This is a genomic window from Vibrio sp. Vb1554, from assembly GCF_033344235.1.
Map to the genome: position 1 here is coordinate 135564 of NZ_JAWPOJ010000007.1, position 22190 is coordinate 157753.

A 22190-nucleotide genomic window follows, 5' to 3' on the forward strand; every position below is an offset into this window, starting at 1 on the left:
AGAAGTGGATCCGAAGAAAGCCGCGGTTGCCGCAGCAATTGCGCGCGCGAAGGCACGCAAAGCGCAACAAGAAGCTAATAAAAATAATACTGAGGAGAACGAGTAGTGTCGTTTTTTATTGCCAGTTCACCGCATACCCACAGTCGTCGTAATACGCCAGACTTAATGAAATGGGTGGCACTTTGTGCACTTCCAGGTTTAGTAGCTCAAACCTACTTCTTTGGCTGGGGTACGCTGATTCAGCTGATTTTTGCCATTGCAGTCGCTGTATCCCTTGAAGCCTTAGTCATGATCTGTCGTAAACGCTCACCAATGAGAGCGCTACGTGATAACAGTGCAATAGTTACCGCTTGGTTGTTAGCCGTTGCTATACCACCATGGTCTCCGTGGTGGATTATGGTGATCGGGCTTATTTTTGCGATAGTAATCGCTAAACACCTCTATGGTGGCCTTGGACAAAACTTATTCAACCCTGCAATGGTCGCTTATGTGGTCTTGTTGATCTCTTTCCCAGTACAAATGACGAGTTGGAGTGCACCGACATCACTCATACCTGATCATGTAAATTTTGCAGATACACTCTCTTTAATTTTTACGGGCTATGATTACGACGGCTTATCACTTCAGCAAGTTCGCTCAGGTGTTGACGGTGTGACAATGGCGACACCACTTGATGCATTTAAGACTGGCATTCTTACAGGTGCCACTCCAAGCGAAGTAATGTCGCAGCCGATATTTGATGGCTTAGGTGGTATTGGTTGGCAATGGGTAAACCTTGCTTACCTTCTTGGCGGCATAGTCATGATCAAAAAGCGTATCATCCAATGGTATATTCCAGCAGGTTTCCTTGCGAGTCTGACTCTGTTTAGCCTAGTGTTCACGTTGCTGACGCCAGGGGAAACTGCGTCGCCAATTTTACACTTGTTATCTGGTGCAACCATGCTTGGCGCATTCTTTATTGCAACCGATCCCGTTTCGGCGTCTACCACCGTCAAAGGACGTTTAATCTTCGGTGCGCTTATTGGTGCTTTGGTTTTTATCATTCGCAGTTGGGGCGGTTTCCCAGATGGTGTTGCATTTGCAGTGTTGCTTGCAAATATGTGTGTGCCACTGATCGATTACTACACCAAACCTAGAACTTACGGTCACTGAGGTAAACATGTTAACCGCTATTAGAAAAAATGGTCTGACACTCGCGATATTTGCATGTGCAACAACCGGATTAGTCGCCCTTACTCAGTACCTAACAAAAGACCAAATCAAGGTACAAGAGCAAAAACAATTACTTTCTGTTTTGAATCAAGTCATTCCAGAAAACATGCATGACAACGCACTCACGCAAGCTTGTACAATGGTCACGTCTCCAGATCTGGGGACATTACGTGCGATGCCAGCCTACCTCGCCACGAAGAATGGTGAACCAACAGCAATCGCAATAGAATCTATCGCGCCAGATGGCTACAATGGTGAGATAAAAGTGATTACTGGGATTGATAATCAGGGCAATATTTTGGGGACACGCGTCCTAAACCACCAAGAAACCCCTGGTCTGGGCGATAAAATCGATCTTCGTGTCACCGACTGGATCCTGAGCTTTACAGGAAAACAAGTCACGGAAAACAATTGGAATTCGTGGAAAGTTCGTAAAGATGGCGGCGATTTCGATCAATTTACTGGTGCAACGATCACGCCAAGAGCCGTCGTAAAAGTGGTGCGAAATACCGTTAACTACGTAAACCAATCTCGTGAAGACATTCTTAACCAGCCGTTAGGCTGTGAAGGAGAGCAGTAATGAATGAGAATAAATTACTGATGAAAAACGGTATGTGGAGTAACAACCCCGCTCTCGTACAACTGCTGGGCTTATGTCCACTGCTAGCGGTTTCTTCCACGATAACCAATGCATTAGGTCTTGGTATTGCAACCTTACTCGTGCTAGTTGGATCCAACGTAACAGTTTCTCTTATTCGTAACTATGTGCCAAAAGAGATCCGTATACCTGTATTCGTTATGATCATTGCCTCACTCGTTACCTGCGTTCAGTTGTTAATGAATGCCTATGCGTACGGTTTGTACCTGTCTCTAGGTATCTTTATTCCTCTGATTGTAACGAACTGCATTATTATTGGCCGAGCAGAAGCTTACGCGTCAAAAAATGATGTTGCACCCGCTGCGCTAGATGGTTTGTGGATGGGCCTTGGTATGACGAGCGTCTTGGTTGTTTTAGGTGCCATGCGCGAATTGATTGGTAATGGCACACTATTCGACGGAGCAGACCTTCTCCTAGGAGACTGGGCTTCAGCTCTACGGATTCAAGTTTTCCAATTTGACAATAGCTTCCTGTTAGCGCTTCTCCCACCTGGTGCATTTATCGGTGTTGGGCTGTTGATAGCGCTCAAAAATGTCATAGATAATTCAATTCAGGCACGTCAACCAAAAGAAGAAAAACCAACCATAGAACGTGCTCGCGTCACTAACGCATAACAAGATAAGGCTCTGTCATAGGAGCCTTTTTCATAAACCGCAGAGACGGTATTGGAAGTCAGCAATGAACAAAATAAAAAGAATCGAGATTCTTGAGCGATTACGAGAAAACAATCCGAATCCTCAAACTGAGCTTAACTGGAGCTCCCCTTTTGAGCTGCTAATCGCTGTATTACTATCAGCTCAAGCAACCGATGTAAGCGTCAATAAAGCCACCGACAAGCTTTTCCCTGTAGCGAATACACCTCAAAGCATTCTTGATTTGGGAGTCGATGGCTTAAAAGAATACATAAAGACCATCGGTTTGTTTAACTCAAAGGCAGAAAACACAATCAAGACTTGTAAGATCTTGTTGGAAAAACACAATGGTGAAGTTCCTGAAGATCGTGCCGCGTTAGAAGCGCTACCAGGCGTAGGTCGCAAGACCGCAAACGTCGTGCTCAACACCGCTTTTGGTTGGCCAACTATTGCCGTCGATACGCACATTTATCGCGTGTCGAATCGCACTAAATTTGCGATGGGAAAAACGGTTGATGATGTCGAGCAGAAGCTATTAAAAGTTGTGCCAAAAGAGTTCAAACTCGATGTGCACCACTGGCTCATTCTTCATGGTCGTTATACGTGCGTAGCAAGAAAGCCTCGCTGCGGTAGCTGTATTATCGAAGATTTGTGCGAATACTCTCCACCAAAAAAAAAGTAAAGCATCCGACGTAATATGCATGACAGATTCCTTATGGAATCTGTTTTTTTATCTTTACAAAACTCTAAAGACCTACAATAGTGTATTTATGTGTAAGTAATGTTGGGTTATGTAATGAATGTTTCGAAAAATTATATTAAGGTTAAAATATATAAGGACATAAATGGTGCTTCGTTTCCCGTCGTGGTTAGGAACGACTGCTTGCCATGCTGCTTGTACCTGAATGCTTACCTAAACGGCAATCATAACTCTCCACTTTCCAAGAAGAGAGCACGTACTTCTAAACGGTCGCCATCATTCTACACCAGAAATAAATATGCCTATGAGTTGAAGTTTCTATATTGCTTCTTCATGGAGAACGGTATTGACCTTGTTGAGCGTGTGGCATGTGGCTCGTTTTTATCGATTGAGGAAATTGATGACTACATTCGTGCGTGTAAATTCTATGTGGATAAAGAAGATGATAACAAAGACAGCACGGTAGTGAGCCTTACCGATAAACGGATCAGGGATGCGATACATGCAACATCCAGTAGTCAGCCAGAAGTGAAAGCGCATACGTTTAATCAACGCCTCAATCGCCTGAAAGCCTACGTTGAATTCCTCTATGTTTGTCATCACTACGATAGAGCTGACACTGAACAGCAAATAAGTACGGATGCTCAATTTAATAAATTTAAACTCTACATAAGCTCGGTGATATCTAACTCTAGAAAAGACAATACGGTTGTTAAAGATCCCTTTGAAGCTGTGATTCCAGCGGATAAGTTCTTTGATTTATTAGAAATTATTCAAGAACGTTCTCCAAATAATCCATTCAAGTTGAGCAAGCTCCGAAATCAGATCATCGCCCAAATTTTGATTGATACTGGCGTTCGTGTGGGTGCAGTATTGAAATTGAAGGTGAGTGATTTGGTGGATAACTGGGATAACCCTAGATTCCGACTAACCCGAACACCTAATGATCCAACGGACACAAGACGGCTTCCCGCCGCGAACAAAACAAAAGCCCTCTCTGTTTCCATCTCTCGTGACTTAATGAAGCTCATTAAGCTCTACATTGAAACCGTACGCAACAGTACCCCAAACGCTCATGAACATGATTTTGTCTTCATCTCGGAAAAAGGGGAAACCATCGGAAAACCAATGTCCTACAACGCCATTCACAAGGTGATTAAGGCCTTTGGGGACGCGATTGGGATAGCACTGCACCCCCATTTACTTCGTCATAAATGGAATGAAGTCTTTGAAGATAAAGCCAAAGAAAAAGGATTTTCAGCAGATAAAATCGAAGATCTTCGTAAATATGCGATGGGTTGGGTGGAAGATTCAAAAATGGCCTCCGTCTACAACGAGTTCCAATTAGCCGTCACAGTGGCAGAAATCTCATCTAAGAACCAGAGCCAGTCCGTGCCCAACCTGAGAGGTGACCAATGACCCCCCTTGAATTAAAGAACTTAAAAAATAGTTATGAAGGAACAAGCACCTTTCAGTCCAAAACGAAGGGCTATGAGTTTGACCTCTTTTCCGATGAGTGGGTGATCGGTTACAAGAAAACCCTTTATCTTGAATGGATGAACACGTTTGACAGTGACGTTTTTCTCGATCTTCGGCTGGCGATTGCCCATGCAGCCAAACATTATGCTTTCGGCACTCTACAAGGTCATAGCAGCATCTTAAAAAAACTTTGCCAGTATTTAGAGCCAGCGACGTTTGAAGCGTGGTGGCTAACGCTCACGGACTACAAAAAGAATGTAAGCGATGCGCTATACGCATTCTGTCAGAAAAGCCCTGAGTACCGTAGTCATATCTTGACTCCGCTCTATGACCTTGTTATGCAGGAAGACTTAGTGAAAAACAATAGTTTTAAGGGTATCCTTGATGAAACCACAGGTGCATACAGTGAAATCGAGCGTGATAACCTTCTAGAAGCACTGCGGATCGAAACGCTCCATGCGCTCGATAATGAATTTACCGCCACACAGTACTTTACTCGTCTGAGAAATGTGCTGGCTTGTCAGTTGATGGTTGCTATCGTAAGAAGACCCACACAATTAGTTCAACTCAAATGGTGTGACCTTTTACGGGTAGGTCAGGCGTTTACCTCACACAAGGAACGCAATCGTGATTGGCAACCTCTAACACAGCATCACTTTTCTGATGTTGAGCAATTGCACCTGCGAACTTTTAGAGGAAAAAACGGGGAATTTAGAAGCAATGCCGAATCACGCTCACATCGACTCGATCCAAACCTGTCTGAATTGCTGCTTCAATATTACCAAGCGTATGAAACTTATCTATGTACCAGCTTGAGCCAGTGCAACATTACGCTTTCCGAGAGTGACACTAAAGCACTGATGCAGCAACTGCCCCTGTTTCCAGACCAAAGCTTATTTTCAGCAAGGTTTGAGACGAAAGAGAGCCTCTTTTGCTCCGTGAGCGACACATCAGAAGCCTTTCATCTCACTTCTGAAGCTCTTAGAAGCAGCATTGCTTACCTCTTCAATGAAAAGCTCGACATTAAAAGTGACCGCATCGCCCATCAGCCGCTTGCCTTTAAAAATAATCGCTGGCGTCATACCCAGTTAACCCTTGCGGCTTGGATGGGATTAAGCCCTGCACAAGTTGCTGTCATTACAGGTGTCACCGTGCAGGCTATCGAACCTTATTTGGATTTAAAAGCGCCTGAGCGGGTTAAAATTGACCAAGCATTTGCGGGGAACAGTATCATACAGCGCTTTGATAGCGCATCTGTGAAAGAGTTACAGCAACACCCCGACTTTGCGGTTAAAAGTCCTTTTGATGAGGAAATGGGACACAAACTTAACCCCGCCAATTGTGAGAGTTGTCAGTCAAAAGGTGCCGCGCCAATGGGGTGTTACCCGTGCGAAAATTTTCGACCGCTAGAAACCGCCAACCATCAACCGTATTTGGATAAGGCGGAGCGTAAACTGGCGATTAACAGTCAATCAGGGCACCCCGCCACGGTGAAACGGCTGCAAACCATCATCATTTATATCCGAGTGACGATAGCGCTGTGTGAAGAGCGAAAAAGCCTGAAACTAGGAACGCAGAAATGAGAACGATAAATCGCTACATTGAAAACCAGCATGCTTACGTTGCCAAAAAGAAGGCGCAGCCATTGCTGGGCTTCACCAATGCTCAAGGGGAGCAGGCATCATGGGATGATATTGCAGTTCGATTCTCCGACAGTGACGGTAAAACCCTTAACATACTCTTTTGTAATTTAAATAAAAACGCGCCAAACATAGGCACACGCTTCACCGAAGAAGATCGCTTAGCGTCTGACACACACGATTTATTGTTTGCCTATACGCTTGACGTATTAAAGGAAAACGTAAGCATACGCTACAAGAGATTGAAAATCACAACGGCAAGGTACTTCCTTTGCCGCTTGAATGAGAATGTCACCTCTGCCTCAATTGATAAAATTCAACACGCCATCGACTCGCTGAAATACCCTGGCACCCTAGCGGCTTTCATCAACTGGCTGCACCGTCATAAAATGCTACCCAAAAGCTGCCAGCCCTACATAAATAGCACCAATGAAACAATTCGAAATAAAAGCGGTGATGATGCACTGGCGGCGGAGAAAGGCAAACTGCCTTCGGAAAAAGCGCTATTGGCACTCGGCGCTGTCTTTCATGATGTCATCCCGCCCTATCAAGGTGATGACAAAAATAACATTAAGGCATGGCAACCGCTTATCGCTTCAACACAAATTCAGCGAGACAGCTTTAGCTGCACTATGGCAGCACTTGGTATGGCATCGCCCAACCGCGTGGGCGCAGAGCAAGTGCTTCTGACAATACAACGCATACAGCGCCATACGCAAGTTGTCGATGGACAAGAACAAACGGTGCATTATCTCAACTGGCGAGGCTCAAAGGGATACAAGGACAATCAAAATCACATCAATGCCGAAATGGCTGAGAGTGTCGACCGAGCCTTGCACTACACCATCCTAGCGACGGAGCCTGCTAGAGCGCTGGCCCGGTTCTATCGACAGCCAAATCGCCCACTGAAAAAAGTACTGGGTGACTTTACGCCGAGCGATGAGAACATCGCCCTGCTCAAGCCTGATTTGAGCAAACCAACCAATCTGTTACACCTTGGTTTGCTGCTTGGTTTTTTCGACGGCAGTGACAAATGTGTGCGAGTTACCCCTGACACCAAAGGGGCAATCGACAGAACCTATAAACCGCATCACCCAAAGTTCATCAAACCCATCGCCCTGCTTGAGCCGTTCGATACACTGGTGTTTAAGCCTCACTGCCCTTACGCTCAGGCTCTGACAGGATGTGATTTCATGGCTCAATCACAAAACCAAAATTATACCGCAGGTCAACAAGCGCTGACCGTGGCAACCTTTCAAAATCACACCATCGAGATAAATCAAGCTCAACTCAACGGCTACAATAAGCAACAAACGAAGTCTGTCGATGTAGAGCACGCCTTGTTTATGTATACAAAAAAGCAGATGGGCTGCAGAGTAACACACCCGTTTCTTTTGGTGCCGATAAGCTCGCTCAGTAGCTTCTTTGCTGATGATTTAATTAAACGCAAAAAAAATAGGCTAACTCTTTTTGAGCGTCATGGGTTTGCTTCCGACTTTGCACTCAAGCCGCACCAACTGCGTCATTGGCAAAATGATTATCTTGAGAAAAAAGGTCTACCTCATCACCTCATCACCCTGCTATCAGGTAGAAAGAGCACAGAGCAAACCCTGACTTATATCCATACCACGGACGCCGAGAATGCCTCGGTGATTGGGGACATCTCTTACTCCAATGAGCTAGAAAGCGACGTTAAAAAGAAGGTCAGTCTTCGTATTAGAGCAATGAACCAATACAATGAGGCGATCGATAATGAAACACCAACTTTTGCCCATGAAACAGGATTTTGCACTCAGAACCTCGCCCTCTCACCGTGTGCTTACATGTCGGAGTTTGAAACACAATGTGCACTGTGCTCATCGTCTTGCCATATCGCTCACGATGATGAGGCTATTGCACTACTTATGAAAGATTTAAAGGTACAGACGCATAACTTGGAAAGGGTTCAGGAAGCCATCAACTTTGTCACCAGTGAAAGCATGCAGATGTGGTACAAAACTCATTATCGCAACACCTGCATGTTAAAGCACCTCATTGAAGTGCTGTCCGATGACACCATCGAAAAAGGCAGCATGGTGCGTTTACTCGCTCGTTCAAACAGCATAAGAATCAGCAATTTAGAGACAAAAACCGTGAAAGAGCACAAATTGGTGCTACCTGATGCCGATCAAGCCCTTCAAGCTGCGCTTGAGGCAAAAAACGCTAAAAACCAAGATGAAGCCACGAATAATTTCTTAGGCTTTCTGGGTTCACTTTAGGGAGGCGACATGGCACTTAAATCACTCGAAACTGAACAACAAATTTCTATACAAGCCCTCATTCGAAGTTGGGATGGTAAATTAACGTGGGACTTGTTAGTCACAAAAATTGAATCCAGCCTAGGTATTACCACCACTAGACAAACGCTCGACAAGTACGCCAATATCAAGCACGAATACAAGAAACAAAAGCAAGTGTTAAGAGGGAAACCTGTTCCGTCTGACAATAAGGAACTGCTCTCTTACTTACAGAAAGATGTGGAATTAGCGGAGAAGGTGATCCAACTCGAAGCGCAGCTTGCGGTAGCACACTCAGAGATTGGCAAACTTCAAGCTTTCATTCAAAAGTTATCCAGCATTGGCAAAGCCAACCCAAGTGTCATGGATGTGTTTCAAAAGACCTTACGAGACGTTGAAAGCAGCACTAAGTAAACATCACAAAGAGGGATAAAAAGCATGGCAAATGGTCGGCAGAAAGCGCAGGAAAATCTTAAGGCATTTAAGATCTGGGAAGCCACACAGACGGACGATGACTTAAAACAAATCGTTTTTAGAGGTCAGCTTAACCGAATAGAAGTGGCACAGGGGATCGGTTGTGGAAAATCGGCGTTATACCAAAATCCCGACCTCAAAAAAGCACTCGAAGCATTAGAAGATGAACTGCGCGGTAAGGGAGTCCTGCCACCGTTGACCGATGCTGCCAAAAATAATGCAGATAAACCCAAAGCCTACGATAATACAGCGAATCGTAAGCTGCTCGATTCAAAGCGGGTATCTTCATTGGAAGCTGAGAACATTGAATTGAAAGCTAAAGTTAGCGAGTTAGAACAACGACTAGAGCGCTTTGGTGAGCTATCGGAAACTCTATCTGAGATGGGGTTAACGCCACGATGAATACAGCAATACATGAAGATCAGATGCGCGTGACCAGCATCCCCTATAGTGCTAAGAGATGTGTGATATTTAGTGGTGTACCGCTGGCAAAAGACTCCTACAAAACCAATAGTGGTAAGTACTACGTCACCATCAAAGTCGATCCTGATAGCATCCCTGTACCTCCCGCACTCGGACAGCATTGGTCAGTTAGGGGTTTTCGCTCAATAAAAGATGTTAAAACAGGTGATTACGTTATGCAGCAGCACACATATGAGTCACCTAATTATGTTGAATGCACCTTACCTGAAACGGGGGAACAACTGATAAGTTTTATCGCCAGAGAAAGTGGCTTCAAAGGCATTGGCGAAGGCAAAGCTAGAGCGCTCTGGCAGCTCTTAGGTAAAGATTTCCATACTACATTGAAAATGATACGCCTGAATCCAGAGAGCGCTTGACATCGATTTTGAGTGCAGAATCTATCGATGCGCTATTTCAGGGATATGCCAAATACAAAAATTTAGCACATTGTAACTGGATGAGTGAGCACCACATCCCCGCCAGTGTGCAGCAACGGCTGCTCAAACATCATGGAGAAACCTCCATCGATATTATCAAGAGTAACCCTTACACCCTCATTGGCTTTGGTCTTTCATTCGGTGCCGTTGAAGACATTATTAAGGCAACGGATTTTAAGAGCAATTTGACACAGGCTGATCCAAGGAGGCTGAGCGCTGCTCTGGAAATGGCGATTCGAAAGGAAATTGAAAAAGGTCACACCTACACCACTCATGCGAATGTGCGCCCGTATCTCAACAAGCTGCTGAAAGACAAAACACTGGTCACTCAGGCGTTCCAATCAGGTCATGATAAAGCCCAGTACATTTTAAATCCCGACACAGGAGCCTACCATCCAACGGCGCAACTTCTAATGGAGAGTGTTGTTGCAAAGCGGCTCAAAACACTGGTTAAGTGCAATAACCTGTATGACGAAAATGCCAATGCCGCCTACTGCTCTGCTGTTTCAGAACTTCCTTATGAATTAACCTCAAAGCAAATTGAAGCCGTAACAACGTGTCTAGACAATTCGGTAAGCTGTATTACAGGCGGTGCAGGAACAGGTAAGACAACGGTACTTAGAACGGCTATCAGGGCTTACCATCAAATGGGTTTTGAAATTCACGCCGTCGCGCTCAGTGGTCGTGCTGCAATGAGGCTTCATGAGTCCATCGGTTTTGTTACCTCAACCATTGCCAGATTGCTGCGTGAAAACCCTATTGAACCCAGTGTAGATAAACCAAATCACCTACTGGTGATTGATGAGGCAAGCATGATTGATTTACCTACCATGTATCGCCTTGTCAATCACATTCACCCCTCAGTACGATTGATATTCACTGGCGATCCTGATCAACTCCCACCGATTGGCTGCGGCAAAGTGCTAGCAGATATCGTTGAAGCAAAAACGGTCGCCAACACCATGCTAGATATCGTCAAGAGACAAGAAGGTGCAACGGGTATTCCTGAATACTCCAAGCTCATCAATCAAGGTGTGATACCTGACCAATTAAGCATGGGTTCTATATACTTTCACGAAACCAGTAAAGAAGACATAGCCAAAGTCTGTTGCGAGCTTTACCAGCAGTACCCTGAAAATAGTCGTGTAATGGCTCCAACTAAAGCACTTGTTAAGGACATCAATCAGCTAATACAAGAAGCCGTCAACCCGAACAAAGATGCTCTGGAATTCCAAATCAATGGAGATAAATTCTTTTTGCCACTTCGCTTGAATGATGCGGTTCTATTCACACAAAATCATTATGAGATAGGCGTCCAAAATGGCTCTCTTGGTACACTTATCAGCGTAAAATCCACTGGCGAAAGCTATGGTGAAGTGGAACTTGATACTGGTAAGAAGGTCGAGGTGACGCAATCTGTCCTAGATTGCATGGAGCTGGGCTATGCAATCACCTTGCACAAAGCTCAAGGTTCACAATTCCCGCGTATCATCATTGCCCTGCAAAAAGGCAGGATACTTGATAGAGCTTGGCTCTATACGGCAATTACGAGGGCAGAAAGTGAAATTCATATTGTTGGCAGTAGCGATGATATGAGGCGTTTCACCGAAACACCTAGTCACTCTCATAAGCGAAACAGTTACCTGAAAGAGCTGATGAGGTAGTTACTTCAAACTCATCTATACCCGTGCAGCCTGAATTAATACGAAACACTGTATACCACGATAGAGAGCTATTCCTGCCAACAAAATAGCTCTTTCTAGCAGTCTTGCAAACAGAGACCGTATGATATCAACTCTATGATATTTATGGGGACTATAGCGTCCAGAGGTATCGACATTGTTATTGATATGACACTATGAATATAAAAATGAGAACGTATTTATCTATAAGTCTAATGACAAGCTCCTTTTAGATACGCTACATGTTATAAATAGCGTTACTTAGATATCTTCTATTAATAATCGTATGCACTAATGTAATTCATGGTATTTTTTCTTTATTAAACAATAATTTGAAATTAATCCATCGTCTAATATACTCATACTTTCTACTAATCGTAATGGTGTGGCTTTCTCATAAACCATACCGGATACATTCAGAAAATAAATCTGATTTGTTAGAGCGGTAATATTTAAAGTTATTATTTGATTTAACAGGAGTTAGCATGAAATACATAAAATTTTCAAATCAACCTATTCTAGAGTCAGTAGTCAGCGAAGAAGCACTTAGGAAGATTCCATCGCTGCTGAAGGAGCGTCATGGTAGGCAAATGCAAAATGTTTGGAAATTTGGGATTATCACTGGTCTCCGTCTCAATGATATGTTGGGTATCAAGTTAGAGGATATTTCAGGCGATAAACTATTTGTAAAATCGAGCAAAAAAAGAACAACACAAAGACATGAAATATTTTTACCACCTGAAGCGAAAGAGATTATTAACTCGATAAAAAAGGAACACCCAGATTCAGAGTACTTATTTCAGTCGTATCCTCGTTGGTACAAAGCTAATAAATCCTTAATAAAACAGTCAGTAGACTTCGCTTTCAAGGATGTAGGCAAGATATTAAATGTACCACTTACTACTCATATGATGCGTCAGATACACATTATTAATTCTCTCAAAACATATACTTCTTCTGAGCTTGCAGAAGCGTTGAGTAGCTCTTATTACGTCAGTAAGTATTCCTATTTAAGATAGGAGCAACACCTGACTCTTCTTCATAAATCAGAAAACAAGGCTGAACGCTATAGCTCCAAAAAGGTAGAGATTACGGTCTGCACCAGTAAGTTAGGCTAAATTTTCCATTTTTTCTTTGTAAAGTCTGATTCAGTTAGTTTGAGTACGTACTCAACCTGAATAAATTGGGGCTGAAGAAAGTTAGATTCAACTCGAAAAATAGAGGCGATCTCTTTATCGAGTCCGCAGCCTTACAGACTAAACCTTTGAGTATTGACCACCATTGACCATGCGTGGTCAATGGTGGTCAACAGCGCTGACAAACTTGTTATTGTGTAGCTGATATTGCAAAAGTTGGGAAGTTGTCCTCACTCATTCAAATACAACTCCGCCATTCCATCCAAACGGCTTTTCACTTCTTTCCAGTTAGGCATTACGCTGGTTAGCAACCGCCAGAACCTGTCACTATGGTTGTGCTCAGCGATGTGGCAAAGCTCATGCAATATCACGTAATCAATACACTCTTTAGGTGCTTTGATTAGGTGTGGGTTGAGCATCAAAGTGCCCTTAGCAGAGCAGCTTCCCCATTGTTTGCTCATGGGTAAAACTCGAAAGCTAGGTATTCCGTCAACCCATGTAGCTTGAGGCAGTAGCTCAGACAAACGTTCATGGAAAATGCGTTCAGCGCGAACCTTGTACCAGTTGCGCACTAAAGCTTTAACCATGGCTGTCTTGTCGTTGTTAAACCGAGTCAAGGTAACAAGTAGCTTGCCGCGAGTCATTTTTACAGTTGGCAAAGCTTCAGCGTCCTCTACGATTTTAAGGACATAGCGCCGACCAAGGTAAAACTGCATCTCACCGCTGATATAGTGCTTTGGCTGCACGTACTCCAAATGACTACGAAACTCTTTCAGTGCGTCATAAATCCATTTAGCACGCCTCATAACAGCTTCATGAATATCGCTACGCTCGGCATCTTCTGGCGCAGAAATGATGACATCACAGTTAGGATGAACCTTGATGGTAATTTTCCTTTTCTTACCTTCAGGGTGAGCCTTTCGCACAACTTCGTAAGTGACAGCTTCATCCCCATAGACAAAGCTGTATTCCTCTTTGTTGTGCTCAGTAGATACAACTGCCGTCATTAGTGATGACCTGCAACGCCAAGGCGAGTAATTTGGATAACGTCAGCGATGATGAGCTTGGCTGTATCCATGCCAATGGCTTTAAATAAAACAGGCAACAACTTACGGCGAATTTGGTTCTCAATTTCTTGTGGGTTAATTGAGAACTCCGCAACCGAAGCCGTTACTACCTCATCAATTTGCATCGCATAGTTGAAGCGATCTTCTTCACTGAGGCTCGTTACATCTGACAAGTGTTTTAAGAACAGCCCAAAGTACGCCTGAACATGTCGCTTAACCTTAGGGTCGAGTTCAGCGAAGCGGTCGGTGGGTATACCATCGATATTGCGTTCCTTTACTTGCTCTTCAAAGTCGGCAAATAGAAGGTACTGTTTTACAGGCGCATCGAACATATCTTTAGCTTGCTGAATCGCTTGTTTAAGTAGCTTTGAAAAGTATTCTTGAGCATATGGGTCGTCTGCCAAGTCCTGTTCAATCATTTTAGTGACACGACCAGTGATAGCATCCTTCTTGTTGCGTGCTTCATCGTCCGTCAACTCTTCTGGCTTAACGTTCTTACCCATATTGCCGACAAGGTACGCGCCTTTTGACTCTTGAATTTCGACACCACCAATGTGCTTATCCAGCATGGTGCGAATATTCTCTGCATACTCATCGTAGTCGACAGTCTCTTCTGCATCTTCACGTACTTGCTTACGCAGTTCAGACATGGATTTCAGCGTCTTTTTGTAGAGTTCGCGCCTGTCGTCAAAGCTCTTATCTTCGAAATAAGTTGCAGACTGCAAAGCCACTTTCAGGCAGTTTGAGAATGCGGTGAGAGCTGAATAAAAGTCTTCACGTTTCTTTTGGTTAGTATCAGTTAGCTGACCATCAATGGTATCAATCTTAGGTGCAAGTGCTTGGCGTAGCGCCTGACCGTCTTGCCTATTTTGTACGCCTTCAAAAATCGCCCACAGATCACTGTAGAAACCCGGAAGCTTCTTGTACTCGGTATCCATGCGGCTGTAGAGACCTTTCAGATCATCGATATCAAAACCACCTTTGATGCGTTCCTCTAGTTCCTGATAACTCGCAATAGATGCATCTAACTCTTTCAAGATGCCTCGATAATCAATCAGATAGCCAAACTGCTTCTTTTGATGCAGGCGGTTTACTCGGGCAATGGCTTGAATCAAGTTATGCTGCTTAAGTGGTTTATCGATATAAAGCACGGTGTTTTTCGGCTCATCAAACCCAGTGAGTAGCTTGTCCACTACTATCATGATGTCTGGGCCATCGTCTTTACCAAACTCATCGATAATGTGCTGGGTGTAAGCTTTCTCGTCTTGGTTGCCTACATTTTCCTTCCACCAATTTTGTACGATGTCTTTGCTCTCACCATCTATCGTATCATGCCCCTCACGGGTATCCGGTGGCGACATGGCAACCACAGAGGTTACCTTGCCAATTTGATCTAACAGCTTCTTATACTGAATAGCTGAAGCTTTCGAGTCACACGCAAGTTGCCCTTTCAGACCTTGGTTCTTAAAGTTTTGGAAGTGATCAGAGATATCATGCGCAATAAGCTCTATGCGTCCTTCTGTCTGATAAATTTGACCTTTCTGAGAAAATTTTCTTTTCAAATCGGTACGCTGTTTTTCTGAGAGCTTATCGGTAATGCGGTCAAACCATGCATCAATTGCTTTGTCATTGGTACTGAGATCTGGAATACGCTCTTCATATAACAGTGGAGTAACAGTTTTATCTTCCACTGCTTGCTGCATCGTGTAAGAGTGAATGATCTTACCGAACTTATTCTCGGTCTTATCATCTTGCAACAGTGGTGTACCCGTAAAACCAACATAAGCTGCTTTAGGTAAAGCTTGTTGCATGCGAATGTTATTCTCACCGTTTTGGCTACGATGACCTTCATCAACCAGAACGATAATGTCTGGGCTATCGTTATAACACTCAGGCAACTCAATCGCTGTGCCGAATTTGTTGATAATAGAGAATATAATCCGCTCGTTTCCTTTACCTATTTGCTCGGCTAGGCGTCGGCCTGTGGTTGCCTTTGCTGATTCACGATCTTTTTCAGATAGTGCCCCTCCAGAGGCAAATGTTTTAGAGAGCTGATCTTCCAAATCGACACGGTCGGTTACGACCACAACACGGCACTTAGCTAGCTCTTTTATCCAAATCAGAGCCTTAGATAAGAACACCATGGTAAAAGATTTGCCAGAGCCAGTAGTGTGCCAAATCACGCCGCCGTTGCGAGCACCTTTTTCATCAAAAGAAGTTACCCGTTCAATCAAGGCTTTAATACCAAAAACTTGCTGATAACGAGCAACAATTTTACCAACTTTCTTATCAAACAAAGTAAATAGCTGAGTCATTTCGAGTAAACGGTCGTGGCGCAATAACGACACCAATAGACGGTCTTGATCGGTGACTACAAGCTTACCGCCTGCGATAAGCGAAAGGTATTCATCTTGAACCTTAGCAGGACGGTGATTAAAGATAAGATCCAATTCATCTTGAGTAAGTGGAATATTCTTCAAGCGCTCAAAGGTCGCTTCAGTGATCTCTTCTTCTTTCCACTTAGCCCAGAATTTTTCAGGGGTGCCACATGTTCCGTATAAGCCATCGTGCCCATTCACTGACAGTAATAATTGGCTATAAGCGAAAAGATGTGGGATCTCATCCACTTTTTGGTTGCGAATGTTTTGAGAAATACCTTCAGCTAACGTTGGCTTACCCTCATGAGATGAGTCTGGGCGCTTGGCTTCTATGACTACCCAAGGCAAGCCATTCACAAAGCAGACGATATCAGGAATACGATTTGCGGTGCCATGAGCGTTTTCTACGATCAGTTCTTCAGTATAGTGAAATTGATTATTATCTGGAGTTTGCCAATCAATCACATTGATGGTTGGATTGGCTTTTTTGCCATCAATAAACTCTGTAACACCGATGCCATAAGTTAAAGCATCATAAATTTTTTCGTTGGCGGCTTTTAACCCTTCATTCATGGCTGGGTTAGCCAGCTCGTGAATGATTTTATCGATAGCAGCTTCCGATAACGTATGCTCTTTCCCCATAAACGAGTAAGTTTTATGACGAAGTACGCTACGCAGGATATCCGGTAGGATGACCGTTGAAAGGCTACCACGTTTGACTAGGCATTCACTCGGAGGAATGAACTTGTATCCAAGATTGGTAAGTAACGTAAGGGCTGGGATTTTTGCACTTTGTTCTTCGCGAAAATTAGGTAAATTAGAGTTCATATTTTCAGCACCTTTAGTGAAGAGACATTACTCTTAATGCTTCTTTGCAAATCGATACATAGCCCTCATGTGGTCTGAAGTAACTTCCTCTAAAGTATTCTCCGGCAACATGCTCCCATGACGTTTTATTTTCTTCTTCAGGAGTAAAGAGATCTGAGTTTTTACAATTATTTGAGCATATCAGATAGCACAAAAGTTCCATCTCGTCTGGGTGAGTCCGCTCATTGATTACGGATAATTCTGTTTTACCTAAAATACTTCCAACATCTTTTGCATCAAATGTTTGAGATAGAATGGAATTGCCTAACGTCGGTCTTATTGAATAGATTGCAATGGCGAGAACAGTAAGAACTTTGTAGCCGAATACTGCTCGATTACCCAGATACCCTTGCTGAGAGAGTATTGCATATACCTCTAGGTGACGCACAAGGGTTTCAACTTCCCTTAACGATAAGTTATTGATTTTTATTATTTGTTCTATGACTCGAACTGAACCGCACTCGTGTAAGTTTAATATATTGAGTACATCGCTGGTTCTAACTAAATTTTTGTAATGGCTCAATGACACAGCGGTTTCTTGGTGTGTGTTAAGCCCTTGTGTTTGAGGTAAGCTGAAGGAGTACTTGAGAAATTTATCCAAGTACCTTTGCGCATCAACAGCCTTGCCATAACAGTGATTGATAGAAGACCTAAGCTGTTGAGTATTGGTTACTAATACAAACTGTACACCTTCAACGTTGAATGTATGCTTGATGATCTCCAACATGTTAACTGCGAAGTCTGGTCTACAGCGATCTAGTTCATCGACAAACAGTATAATAGGTTTTTCCTGAGCTATCTCTTGCAGTGTCTCTTGAAGCGCTTTTAGGCTTTCAGATGCCTTTACGTGATCTTTCAGTACCGACTCTACCGATGCATCAATGGCCTTATTGGCTGCTTGCTGAATTTCTTTGTCGAAGTCGTCAACTACATCGGCGGCATCTTGGCGAAGTAGATGCGCTACGCCAGCTTTTGCTAGAGTCTTCAAACCGTATCTTGCCGCAGGTATGGCTTTCTGAATAAAGCTTTCTTGAGCTTCTTCTGAAGGTAGAATATTAATAACTTCTGCTAGTACAGTTAAGAGAGGCTCATCAGCATGATCCGCTTGGAAGGCATCTACATATATTAAGTGATGTGTCTCATCTTCAGCCATAAGGTTAATTAACTTATGGCAGAACTCCGTTTTCCCCGTTCCCCAACTACCATCAATCACCATAGGTGAGATATCTATGTCTGCTCTTAGTAGTTGAATGGCTTTCTCTGCAATTTGTTTACGTTGAAATTCATCTCGCTCATTAAATGTGATGTTCATAAAGCCTAGCCTTTGTTTTTAGTTTTAATTCATCGTTTGTTCACTGGCTGATTCAAGCGTTCGCCCTTGATAATCATGCAAGGTGACACCTTTATCTGTTTTCCAATCTACCCAGCCATTAGAAGTGGCGAGCAACAGGAACATGGATGCACCGCTTGGTGTTCTGAATAGGTAGTCGCGTTGAAAGACAAAACGTTGACCATCAGTTATCACGATACCTTTGGCGAGTAATGCATCACGCTTATCGTAAAAGCGTTGATCGGTTTTTCTTTTTGTCGTCATCGGTGCGGACGAGCCTTTCAAGACAACCATTCCTTCACTGGTATAGATGCCTTTCGCATCAACACCTGCGCGATTACATGTAAAGGTCTGTTCGGCCTTTGTCATTGCTGGTTCTGTAAGCGGTTCGAAAATCGGGTAACCTAATGTAGCCAAAAGCAGGCTACCAATATCATGGATTTCGTCGCAATCTGCTTTGAGAGGTATAGGAGTATGAGGTTTTTGCCCACCATTTCCATTGAGTAGGTCATAACGCTGGCAGGATTTTGCTTTTTCAATTGAAAGAGATTCCAGATACAGCACATGGGTCTGAGTCAAATTATTGGTAAGAGAAATCAAAACTAAGGCTCGTTCCCAATCTTTTTTCTCATCTTTATGATGCTGCATTAACCGAGACCCTACATCACCAGATTGACCGATATAACATTCTTCCTTGTTGTCACCAGAAACAAGAAAGTACAAACCAACTTGCTTTGATTCTGGCATTTTAACAAACTCGGCCATTTCACTTCGCGGCACTTCAATCAAACGAATGATTGAAGTGGTTTGTTCGGCAATGCGAATACCAGAAGGGTCACCACTTGGTAGAAAAATCTGGATGGTGCGAGGTCTCTTATTCATTATGCGACTTCCATTTCTTCAATTTTCACGCGACGCTTACCCGTCAACAACTGCTGCATCAGCGCCTTTTTCTCTTGCTTGAAGTGAGCAAGCTTGGCTTCTAGTACTTCTATTTCTTTATCGGCAGCAGTAAGGACGGAAGCGATTTTTTGTTGTTCGTCGAATTTTGGAACCATGATAGATAAAGCCATAAAATCAGAAGGCTTAACATTTAGAAGACCATGAGCACGCCCCCCCTCGGCTGCAACTTTTGTTAGTCCACGATTGAGCAACCCAGACTCGAAGTACTGCTCCATAAAGCAGCTTGAAGCCAACTTTTCATTTTTAAGTTCAAAGCAAATGTACAAGCTTGTTACTACGGCATCTTCATATCGGTTAAGTCGCTTAATCGCACCCATAGGATACCCATTAGAGTAACTCTTGTTGTATGCGAACTGCCCCTTCCGTAAGATGAAATAGTTGTCTAAAGTTTCAGAGGCAACTGACTTCTTGAAGAACTCTTCTTGGCGAATCAAACCATGCTGGGCAGAAATGGTCACAACATTGGTACTTTGCCCCTTATTCTTCTCAGTAACACGGTCAAAGAAATGGCTTAGCTTAACCTCTTCCCACTCCCCCTCAAACGCCTTACCCGTTTCAGAATTAACCAAACGCTTTCTACCCGTCAAAAGCTGCTGCATTAAAGCTTTTTTCTGCTGCTTGCTGGTATCAATTAGCTTTTCTGTGGTGGCAATCGCTTTATCCCATGTTGATAGGATTTGGGCGATCTTGCGTTGCTCTTCGTATGGAGGAGTTAAAATCTCTAAAGGCTTTAGAACTTGAAGGTTGATGTTTTTCTGGGCGTTTTGAGTCGCCTTTCCATCTAACTCATCTTTACAAGTTTCTAAAAAAGAGTTGAGCCAAAAGCAATCTACATCTTGCTTTGGCTGTATTCCCACCAGACTATCGGGACACGCCACTTCAAATGAGGTGATTGCCGTATCTCCGATATTAGCTGCAATGGTGATTAGTATTGAATTTTTAGGAAATAGACGGCTTACTTTTAAACCACCTTCATTCAGGGTTTGGCTAAATGAAGAAAGATAAGTTTTAGCTGATGCAATATCACCAGTTTGAACGAAAGGTATCTTGCCACCATAATATTTCGGATCATTACGGGGACGTGCTGAAAACTTCCCTCGTTCTACAGCAGCAAGATCTTCTAGTGTTTTAATTGACCAACCGTTAGGCACCATAACCCAACTCCTCTAGGTAACCAGCCATTTCAGCTTCTAAATCAGCCAGCTCATTCTGCAATGCTAAACGTTCAGTTCGTACCGCAACTAAATCAATCTCTTCTTCTTCCTCAAACGTGTCAACGTAACGAGGAATATTGAGGTTGTAGTCGTTCTCAACAATCTCTTCGAGCGTTGCTAGGTATGAGTATTTGTCGGTGGTTTCACGAGCTTTATAGGTATCAACAATCTTTTGAATGTTCTCAGGAGTTAGCTGGTTCTGGTTTTTACCTGATTTGAACTCACGAGAGGCATCAATAAATAGTACCTTGTTATCGTTTTTCTGCTTTTTGAAGATCAGGATGGCCGCTGGGATGCCTGTACCAAAGAACAGTTTCTCAGGTAAACCAATCACGGCATCTAGCAAGTTTTCTTCAATCAGTTGTTTACGAATTTTACCTTCTGAAGATGCTCGGAATAGCACTCCGTGAGGTACAACGACGCCCATACGACCAGTCTGTGGTTTTAACGTCTCAATCATGTGCGAGATAAACGCATAGTCACCTTTGGTTTTTGGAGGAAGACCGCGTCGGAAACGACCAAAGTGGTCATTGCTCGCAATGTCGTACCCCCATTTATCTAAGGAAAATGGAGGGTTGGCGGTGACCACATCAAAGTGCAGTAATCCACCTTCTTGATCTTGTAGCTTAGGGTTACGAATTGTGTCTCCCCACTCGATGCGGTGGTTATCTTCACCATGCAGGAACATGTTCATCTTCGCCAACGACCAAGTTGAACCAATGGCTTCTTGACCAAATAAAGCGTATTGCTTAGAACCGCCAAAGTTCTTTTGAACTTGCTTACCACACTTCATCAATAGTGAGCCAGAACCACATGCAGGGTCACAAATGGTGTCACCTTGTTGTGGTTCAAGGATGATAGAGAGTAAATCAGACACTTCTGGTGGGGTATAGAACTCGCCAGCCGATTTGCCACTACTTGCAGCGAAGTGTTTGATTAGATACTCGTAGGCATTACCTATCACATCTAATGAGCCAACACGGCTTGGGCGAAGGTTTAACGTCTCTTTACCAAAATCTTCCAGTAAGTGGCGAAGAATTTCGTTCTTTTGTTTTTCATCACCAAGTTTGTCGGTGTTAAAGCTGATGTCTTGAAATACATTCTTTAGCTTGGTGCCGTTTGCTTCTTCGATAGCGTGCAGAGCTTGGTCAATACGTGATCCGTTACCTGCTTCATGGCGAGCTTCATACAAATCCCAAAAAGTTGCGCCAGTTGGGACTTTAAAAGACTGGCTCTCCATCATTGCAGCGATCAGCTCTGGTTCATCTCCGTATTCAACCGTTAGTTCGGCTACTTTATCTCTATGTACATCGGAAATGTACTTTAAGAACAACATGGTTAGGATAAAGTCTTTGTAAATCGACGGATCAACGGTGCCTCGGAAAGTATCACAGGCAGCCCAGACGGCTTTGTTTATTGCATCTTGACTAATATTAGTATGGGGCATTTACTACTTGCTCTTGAATAATGGTGAATATCAAATCGAAACCAACATTAGCTAATGTTTACAATCAAAGATTCAGTGACTTAGCAAAAAAGGAGTTTCATTGTTATTTATGTTTGTTGCTGTAATTCTATCACTA

18 protein-coding genes and 1 pseudogene are annotated in these 22190 nt (G+C 43.4%); 13 read left to right on the forward strand and 6 right to left on the reverse strand.

Annotation, left to right across the window (positions count from 1 at the left end):
• The 13 genes and pseudogenes from R8N28_RS08420 to R8N28_RS08480 all read left to right on the forward strand — a co-directional run.
• A pseudogene (locus tag R8N28_RS08420) lies at window positions 1-106 on the forward strand (electron transporter RnfC); the annotation flags it as partial.
• On the forward strand, window positions 106-1152 hold the full coding sequence (gene rsxD, locus R8N28_RS08425) for an electron transport complex subunit RsxD (protein ID WP_033907336.1): 1047 nt from the start codon (window positions 106-108) through the stop codon (window positions 1150-1152). The pseudogene R8N28_RS08420 and the gene rsxD, both read left to right, overlap by 1 nt.
• Window positions 1153-1159: 7 nt before the next feature.
• The gene (gene rsxG, locus R8N28_RS08430) at window positions 1160-1792 is read left to right on the forward strand and encodes an electron transport complex subunit RsxG (protein WP_047103464.1); all 633 of its coding nucleotides are present in this window, start codon (window positions 1160-1162) and stop codon (window positions 1790-1792) included.
• Window positions 1792-2484 (forward strand): electron transport complex subunit E, encoded by a 693-nt coding sequence (locus R8N28_RS08435; RefSeq protein ID WP_005380745.1) that lies wholly within the window; start codon window positions 1792-1794, stop codon window positions 2482-2484. Before rsxG ends, R8N28_RS08435 begins: the two co-directional genes overlap by 1 nt.
• Window positions 2485-2548: 64 nt before the next feature.
• Complete coding sequence (gene nth, locus R8N28_RS08440; protein WP_053306628.1) at window positions 2549-3184, forward strand: endonuclease III; 636 nt, start codon at window positions 2549-2551, stop codon at window positions 3182-3184.
• A 351-nt stretch (window positions 3185-3535) separates the two neighbouring features.
• Window positions 3536-4621, forward strand: a complete 1086-nt coding sequence (locus tag R8N28_RS08445; protein WP_202817038.1) for a site-specific integrase — start codon at window positions 3536-3538, stop codon at window positions 4619-4621.
• On the forward strand, window positions 4618-6264 hold the full coding sequence (locus R8N28_RS08450) for a hypothetical protein (protein WP_262635313.1): 1647 nt from the start codon (window positions 4618-4620) through the stop codon (window positions 6262-6264). Before R8N28_RS08445 ends, R8N28_RS08450 begins: the two co-directional genes overlap by 4 nt.
• Window positions 6261-8579, forward strand: a complete 2319-nt coding sequence (locus tag R8N28_RS08455; RefSeq protein WP_065765583.1) for a hypothetical protein — start codon at window positions 6261-6263, stop codon at window positions 8577-8579. The genes R8N28_RS08450 and R8N28_RS08455 overlap by 4 nt, the downstream gene beginning before the upstream one ends.
• Before the next feature lie 9 nt (window positions 8580-8588).
• Window positions 8589-9011, forward strand: a complete 423-nt coding sequence (locus R8N28_RS08460; protein WP_262635312.1) for a hypothetical protein — start codon at window positions 8589-8591, stop codon at window positions 9009-9011.
• A gap of 24 nt (window positions 9012-9035) precedes the next feature.
• Window positions 9036-9473: a VPA1267 family protein gene (locus R8N28_RS08465; protein ID WP_262635311.1), complete on the forward strand. Its 438-nt coding sequence runs from the start codon at window positions 9036-9038 to the stop codon at window positions 9471-9473.
• Window positions 9470-9910 carry a hypothetical protein gene (locus R8N28_RS08470; protein ID WP_262635310.1) on the forward strand — a complete coding sequence of 147 codons (441 nt, stop codon included), beginning with the start codon at window positions 9470-9472 and terminating at the stop codon, window positions 9908-9910. The genes R8N28_RS08465 and R8N28_RS08470 overlap by 4 nt, the downstream gene beginning before the upstream one ends.
• An 8-nt stretch (window positions 9911-9918) precedes the next feature.
• The gene (locus R8N28_RS08475) at window positions 9919-11634 is read left to right on the forward strand and encodes an AAA family ATPase (RefSeq protein WP_318183344.1); all 1716 of its coding nucleotides are present in this window, start codon (window positions 9919-9921) and stop codon (window positions 11632-11634) included.
• Window positions 11635-12137: 503 nt separating this feature from the next.
• Window positions 12138-12671, forward strand: coding sequence for a tyrosine-type recombinase/integrase (locus R8N28_RS08480; RefSeq protein WP_065765587.1), 534 nt, complete (start codon window positions 12138-12140; stop codon window positions 12669-12671).
• Window positions 12672-13018: 347 nt separating this feature from the next.
• Here R8N28_RS08480 and R8N28_RS08485 read toward each other — a convergent pair whose 3' ends face one another.
• Genes R8N28_RS08485 through R8N28_RS08510 form a run of 6 tightly spaced genes read right to left on the reverse strand, consistent with a single transcriptional unit; the run spans window position 13019 to window position 22054 of the window.
• Window positions 13019-13795 carry a M48 family metallopeptidase gene (locus tag R8N28_RS08485; protein ID WP_262635308.1) on the reverse strand — a complete coding sequence of 259 codons (777 nt, stop codon included), beginning with the start codon at window positions 13793-13795 and terminating at the stop codon, window positions 13019-13021.
• The gene (locus R8N28_RS08490) at window positions 13795-17061 is read right to left on the reverse strand and encodes a type I restriction endonuclease subunit R (protein ID WP_262635307.1); all 3267 of its coding nucleotides are present in this window, start codon (window positions 17059-17061) and stop codon (window positions 13795-13797) included. Before R8N28_RS08490 ends, R8N28_RS08485 begins: the two co-directional genes overlap by 1 nt.
• A 13-nt stretch (window positions 17062-17074) precedes the next feature.
• The gene (locus R8N28_RS08495; RefSeq protein WP_169616060.1) at window positions 17075-18412 is read right to left on the reverse strand and encodes a P-loop NTPase fold protein; all 1338 of its coding nucleotides are present in this window, start codon (window positions 18410-18412) and stop codon (window positions 17075-17077) included.
• Window positions 18413-18436: 24 nt separating this feature from the next.
• On the reverse strand, window positions 18437-19312 hold the full coding sequence (locus R8N28_RS08500; RefSeq protein WP_169616058.1) for a GIY-YIG nuclease family protein: 876 nt from the start codon (window positions 19310-19312) through the stop codon (window positions 18437-18439).
• A complete protein-coding gene (locus R8N28_RS08505) occupies window positions 19312-20547 on the reverse strand; it encodes a restriction endonuclease subunit S (protein WP_169616056.1) in 1236 nt (411 codons plus the stop codon). Before R8N28_RS08505 ends, R8N28_RS08500 begins: the two co-directional genes overlap by 1 nt.
• The gene (locus tag R8N28_RS08510) at window positions 20537-22054 is read right to left on the reverse strand and encodes a type I restriction-modification system subunit M (protein ID WP_169616053.1); all 1518 of its coding nucleotides are present in this window, start codon (window positions 22052-22054) and stop codon (window positions 20537-20539) included. The genes R8N28_RS08505 and R8N28_RS08510 overlap by 11 nt, the downstream gene beginning before the upstream one ends.
• Window positions 22055-22190 lie beyond the last annotated feature (136 nt).

Coding starts and splice junctions, on each gene's coding strand:
- rsxG (WP_047103464.1), top strand. CDS start 1,160: ATGTTAACCGCTATTAGAAAAAATGGTCTGACACTCGCGATATTTGCA.
- R8N28_RS08435 (WP_005380745.1), top strand. CDS start 1,792: ATGAATGAGAATAAATTACTGATGAAAAACGGTATGTGGAGTAACAAC.
- nth (WP_053306628.1), top strand. CDS start 2,549: ATGAACAAAATAAAAAGAATCGAGATTCTTGAGCGATTACGAGAAAAC.
- R8N28_RS08445 (WP_202817038.1), top strand. CDS start 3,536: ATGGAGAACGGTATTGACCTTGTTGAGCGTGTGGCATGTGGCTCGTTT.
- R8N28_RS08450 (WP_262635313.1), top strand. CDS start 4,618: ATGACCCCCCTTGAATTAAAGAACTTAAAAAATAGTTATGAAGGAACA.
- R8N28_RS08455 (WP_065765583.1), top strand. CDS start 6,261: ATGAGAACGATAAATCGCTACATTGAAAACCAGCATGCTTACGTTGCC.
- R8N28_RS08460 (WP_262635312.1), top strand. CDS start 8,589: ATGGCACTTAAATCACTCGAAACTGAACAACAAATTTCTATACAAGCC.
- R8N28_RS08465 (WP_262635311.1), top strand. CDS start 9,036: ATGGCAAATGGTCGGCAGAAAGCGCAGGAAAATCTTAAGGCATTTAAG.
- R8N28_RS08470 (WP_262635310.1), top strand. CDS start 9,470: ATGAATACAGCAATACATGAAGATCAGATGCGCGTGACCAGCATCCCC.
- R8N28_RS08480 (WP_065765587.1), top strand. CDS start 12,138: ATGAAATACATAAAATTTTCAAATCAACCTATTCTAGAGTCAGTAGTC.
- R8N28_RS08485 (WP_262635308.1), bottom strand. CDS start 13,795: ATGACGGCAGTTGTATCTACTGAGCACAACAAAGAGGAATACAGCTTT.
- R8N28_RS08490 (WP_262635307.1), bottom strand. CDS start 17,061: ATGAACTCTAATTTACCTAATTTTCGCGAAGAACAAAGTGCAAAAATC.
- R8N28_RS08495 (WP_169616060.1), bottom strand. CDS start 18,412: ATGAACATCACATTTAATGAGCGAGATGAATTTCAACGTAAACAAATT.
- R8N28_RS08500 (WP_169616058.1), bottom strand. CDS start 19,312: ATGAATAAGAGACCTCGCACCATCCAGATTTTTCTACCAAGTGGTGAC.
- R8N28_RS08505 (WP_169616056.1), bottom strand. CDS start 20,547: ATGGTGCCTAACGGTTGGTCAATTAAAACACTAGAAGATCTTGCTGCT.
- R8N28_RS08510 (WP_169616053.1), bottom strand. CDS start 22,054: ATGCCCCATACTAATATTAGTCAAGATGCAATAAACAAAGCCGTCTGG.